The following is a 4,704-nucleotide window of genomic DNA, read 5'->3' on the forward strand; positions in this document are numbered from 1 at the left end:
ACAAACAGAATGCTATCGCTGCATAGTTGAACAGTGATGTTCAGCAGTGTTCAGCGTAAATGTATCAGCAATTCTGCTGGCTGAGAAAGAATCCCCGTCCTTTAGGGCGGGGGGTATGTCAACCAAAAAGGCCCCCATGTATGAATCAGGGGGGCTTTCGTAAGTCCTGGCTTTGCACTTGCCTAGCGAAGTGGGGAATCCAGCAGAATGACCAGGCGTTCTTCCAAAAACTTCAGGTTGGCCAACACTTGACTAAACGCTTCTTCCTGCGTCCAGTCCATAATCTCCATGGTCTTGTGGACTAGAGATTGCACCGGCACCGGCAAGGGGCCGAAGACATCCACCAGCCAGCGCACCGAGAAAGGATCGATGGTAATGTTCCCCTCAGCTCCCGGCCAGCCGTTGATGTTGACAGGCCCGTTGTCCCGAATGGCGTTGAGAAAAGCCTGCTTGGCATCCAACTTCACCAGAAGGGGGTGGGCTTGTACGGTGCCGTTCCACCATTCGTCGTTCGTAAACGGCTCAGCCTTGGGAATGCCGGGGTGCCCGCACCAAAAATCAATCAAGCGGGTCATGTTGGGGAAAATCAGCTCGATGAAGTGAAGCTTTTGCTCCTCGCTTAACTTATTGAGTTGCCGCATCGAGTAGGGCACCGGCTTGGTCAAGACCCTCTCCAACTTCCACTGCTGCCAATTCACCATGCTAATAAACTCGAGGCCGGCCTGCCTCAACATCTCAAACACCTGCGGCACCGTAAAGCCCTTGTCGCTGCGCAGCAGGAAGTTGGCCAGGATCCCCGCTGTGGTTTTGATGGCATCGCCGTTCCAGTGGCTCTTCACAAAGCTGGCGTCGGTGAGCGCTTCCATCACCTCTCGTAGCAGGGGCACCGCTTTGGCTGCCGGCTCGTCCATCACCCCCAGCAGCTCCATCGCATCCTGCATGTTGAAGATAAACTGCCGCTGATAAAGGCTATGAACATTGGTGCGGATGATCCCATCGGGCTTGAGCACCTGCCGCATGCCTTTCAAACCGGCAACCGGGTCGTCCAGTAGGTAGAGAACGTCGTTGCAGGCAATAAAATCAAACTCCTCCCCCAGCGCCGTCATGTCGGTAATGTCCATAACATGAAAGCGGGCGTTTTCAATCTTATGGAACTTAAAGCGCTGCTCTGCCATCTTGATGGACTCCGGCGAAATATCCACACCCACATAGCGAGCGCCGGGGTTGGCCGTTGCCAAAACCAAAGTTTCCCAACCGGAGCCACAGCCGGCATTGAGCATCACCTTGCCTTCCGGCAATACCACCTTGCGATCCCGCAGGTACCTGGCCGTCGTAAGGCTGTTGGCAAACAAGGCAAGGTTGTCGGTAACCGTCTGCTCAATCGGCACATTCGGGTAGGGAAACTCGTCAAACTGCGCCTGTACGGGGTTGGACACAACTTTCTCTGCCATGGCAGTCTTCCTGTTTTTGGGTATCCCAACACTCTTAGCACGCACCCTATCGTACTGCACAGCAAGCAAAAGACTGAGGCAAATCCAGAAAAGCCTGAGGATGGTATAGTGGTGGGGTGTTTTGTAACTACCTAACCTAGAATTCAGGGGAGTCGGGAAGAGGGATCCTTCGATGAGCCCCCGCAAGCGGCTGTTTTGGTTAATGGCAACTTTTCTCCTTGGAATTCTGGCTGCTTGTGGGCTAGCTAGCGGGCCCAGCCTCCTCAGTCGCCCAGAGACTTCATCGCCCGCCCCAGAAGGAGGCGTTGCTGCCTACTACGACGGCAACCCGCAATCGGTAACCATCCGCGATGCCGCCATTGCCTTTGCCATTGCCAGCGGGATCACCCAGCCCAGCCAGATTGTCAGCTTTGTCAACACCGTTTTGCGGGTGCAGCCTCCTCTCACCTTGGCTGAGGTGACCACGGCCGACCCCAATCCGGTGGCCATCTCCGATTTTGATGGGGATGGCACACCAGGCACCGTGCGGGATGCCGCCATTTTGTTTGCCGTTGCCACCTTGCAGACCCGCGATGCCAACCGCATCAACACCTTCGTCAACACCGTTTTGCGGCTGCAACCTCCCCTCAACCTTACGCCTGAACAAGCGGCCAGATTGCCAGGGCCGGGATTTGTTCCGCCCACAGGGCTTCCAACCGCCTCGCCTTCGCCGTCTCCACCTGGGATCCCCACCCTGGGGGTGCCGCAGGCGGTTACAGGGCGCTTGACCACCAGTAGCCCTCGGGATCCCCGTCGTCCTACTCACTTCATTCAGGATTTCCTGCTCAGCGCGCCTGCGGGGCAAACGGTGCGGATCCAGCTTTCCAGTATCGACTTCGATACTTACCTTTTCATCGTTAACCAGGCTACCGGCGAGGTGATTGCCGAAAACGACGACTTTGGGGAGAGTACAAACTCCCAACTAGACCTGGTTGTGCAAGCTGGAATCAACTACTTGGTGCGGGTTAGCAGTTACGACCCTGGTGCTACGGGTGCTTTCCAGCTTAGGACTGCTCTGGTTGCCCCGGCACCCACTCCTTCTCCCACGGCTTCGCCCACTCCCTCTGCTGGCGGCTTCAACATCGAGATTGAATTCATCGACAACAGCCTCAGCCCTTCCCAGCGCAACATCGTTCTGCAAGCGGCCCGGCGCTGGGAGCAGATCATCACCGGGGATCTGCCTGATGTAACCGTAACTCTGGAGGCTGGCTTCTGCGGAGCTGGTTTCCCCCCGACTCCCCTGGTCAATCGTCCTGTGGATGATCTCTTGGTTCAAGTAACCGGCGCCCGGCTCCTCTCCAGCCCCCCTGAGAGTGATGGTCCGGGTAGGGTTGTGGGTCAAGCGGGCCCCTGTGGCCCCCTTCGGCCCGGGATCGGCATCATCCCTTATGCCAGGATAGGGATCGACCCGGCAGATCTGGGTCGCTTAGAGGATCGGGGATCCCTGTTTGACGTTGTCCTGCACGAGCTGGGCCATGCTCTGGGGTTTGGCACCGTCCCCAACTGGCGTCCTCTTCTCCTCAACAGCGGCACCTCCAACCCGCGCTTTGCCGGCCGGCAGGCCACTGCTGAGTACAACAGCCTGGGCGGATCTGGGAATGTGCCGGTGGAGGTTGAGCCACCTCCCGAAGGTCACTGGCGGCGAACCCTAGGGTTGGAGCTGATGACGCCGGTGCTGCCACCGCCACCTGCACGCCCTGCTCTTAGTCGTATTACGGCTGCAGCCATGCAAGACTTGGGGTTCACGGGCGTCAACCTGTCTGCTGCGGATCCCTATACCCTGCCGCCAGAGGGACGCATCCGACCAGGGGAGGGGCTTTTCCTGGGGAACGATGCGGTTTTTGGCCCAATTGGGGGAGAGCTCCGCTTGCTTCCCTGAGGACCTGCTAACCCCAGGGAGATGCCCAGCCTAGCCTAGGGCGGCAACAAAAAAAGGCCCCGCTGGGAGTCTGCTAGGAGAAGGGAAGCGCGACGCAGCTCTTGTCCTAGGACAAGACCTGAGCTACGGATGGTCCTGCGGCTGTTGCCCGGCATGGCCACTTTGGCATAGAAAAGGCTCCTCAGTGGGGGCCAAAAAGGAAAGAGGTGGGAAAGGTTAGGGACAAGAAAAGCCAGAGGTTACATATCGCTTTTCTCGAGCTGGTGGTGATGTAGAGAAGCCGTCGAAGGTGTTGTTGTCAATTATGGGAGTGGGAACCAAATTTCCCGCCTGTTTATAGATAGCAATACTGGTATTACCTCGAGGAGCGTTTGTGAAGGTGTTGCCTTGCACAGTCACAGTGCCACTAGCGCCACTAGCGTTAACACAAACTCCAATTGCTATTCTTCCTGAAGCTCCTTCTCTTACCTGAATTGACGATCCTTCCACTCTTCCAGAAGCAATGGGGCCTGAGAGGACAACAGCGAAAACATTGCCATTGCTTCCTGTGGCTGTAATCGCGCTCAAGCTTACAGTGCTTCCATCCACCTCCACAGAGCCGGAAGCTGTGTTCCCATAGATACCTACAACGCCCTGAGCGGTCCCTGACCCTGCAGCCACAACGGAACTACCATTAGTGACCTTCAAGGTACCCCTGCCCTCGTGAAGAATGCCAGTAACAAAGTCTTGGTTGCTTGGAATGGTAATGCGTACGTTCTCAAGAGTAACAGTGCCTGAAACTGATGGTGGTACATGAACACATTTGTCGCCTCTACCAACTCCCCCGGCCCCGCTAGTGGTAATACCTGTGCAGTCAATAACCATGTCTTTCAAAGGCGTGCCCTCCGCATTGAGCGTAATGGCAGCTGCATTAGCGCCAGTACCGCTGGGACCACCGGGATCCCTGCTCTCAATCTTGAACCCTTGAAGCCTGTAGCCTTTGTTGAGAGTTAAAAGCTTATCGTTCAGCTTGAGTGTGAAATTAACGCCGCTGTCAGGAAGCACCGTGACGGATCCAGCTGTCAAAGTCAGACTATTGATGTCGGTGCTACTAACCTCCTCCGTTCCGTCGTAAATGATCCTTACAATCACATTTGTCCCGCCGCCAAGACTGGCTGCGGTCTGAACTGCAGTGGATCGCAGCACATGCTTCACAGTTTTGAACGGCTCGAGAGGTGAGGTACCTGGGAGATTATCACGGCCTATGAGTGGATGCACATAGAACTGAGCAGGTGTCGGCGTTGGCGTGGGTGTCGGTGTCGGCGTGGGGGTGGGTGTTGGCGTTGGGGTGGGTGT

General features: G+C 56.5%; 3 protein-coding genes. 1 reads left to right on the forward strand and 2 read right to left on the reverse strand.

The window, feature by feature from the left end; translation table 11 throughout:
* Positions 1–182: 182 nt before the first annotated feature.
* Positions 183–1,451, reverse strand: a complete 1,269-nt coding sequence (locus NW840_RS09685; RefSeq protein WP_011433202.1) for a class I SAM-dependent methyltransferase — start codon at positions 1,449–1,451, stop codon at positions 183–185.
* 172 nt (positions 1,452–1,623) lie between these two features.
* On the opposite strand from NW840_RS09685, the gene NW840_RS09690 reads away from it, so the two are divergent.
* Positions 1,624–3,369 carry a peptidase M8 gene (locus tag NW840_RS09690; protein ID WP_414343908.1) on the forward strand — a complete coding sequence of 582 codons (1,746 nt, stop codon included), beginning with the start codon at positions 1,624–1,626 and terminating at the stop codon, positions 3,367–3,369.
* A 216-nt stretch (positions 3,370–3,585) separates the two neighbouring features.
* Here NW840_RS09690 and NW840_RS09695 read toward each other — a convergent pair whose 3' ends face one another.
* Complete coding sequence (locus NW840_RS09695; RefSeq protein WP_414343909.1) at positions 3,586–4,554, reverse strand: hypothetical protein; 969 nt, start codon at positions 4,552–4,554, stop codon at positions 3,586–3,588.
* Between the last annotated feature and the right edge of the window lie 150 nt (positions 4,555–4,704).

This window comes from Synechococcus sp. R5-13 (assembly GCF_047462015.1).
Lineage (GTDB): Bacteria > Cyanobacteriota > Cyanobacteriia > Thermostichales > Thermostichaceae > Thermostichus.

Bases quoted from the DNA above. Each gene is read 5' to 3' on its own strand.
- NW840_RS09690 (WP_414343908.1), top strand. From the start codon at position 1,624: ATGAGCCCCCGCAAGCGGCTGTTTTGGTTAATGGCAACTTTTCTCCTT.
- NW840_RS09685 (WP_011433202.1), bottom strand. From the start codon at position 1,451: ATGGCAGAGAAAGTTGTGTCCAACCCCGTACAGGCGCAGTTTGACGAG.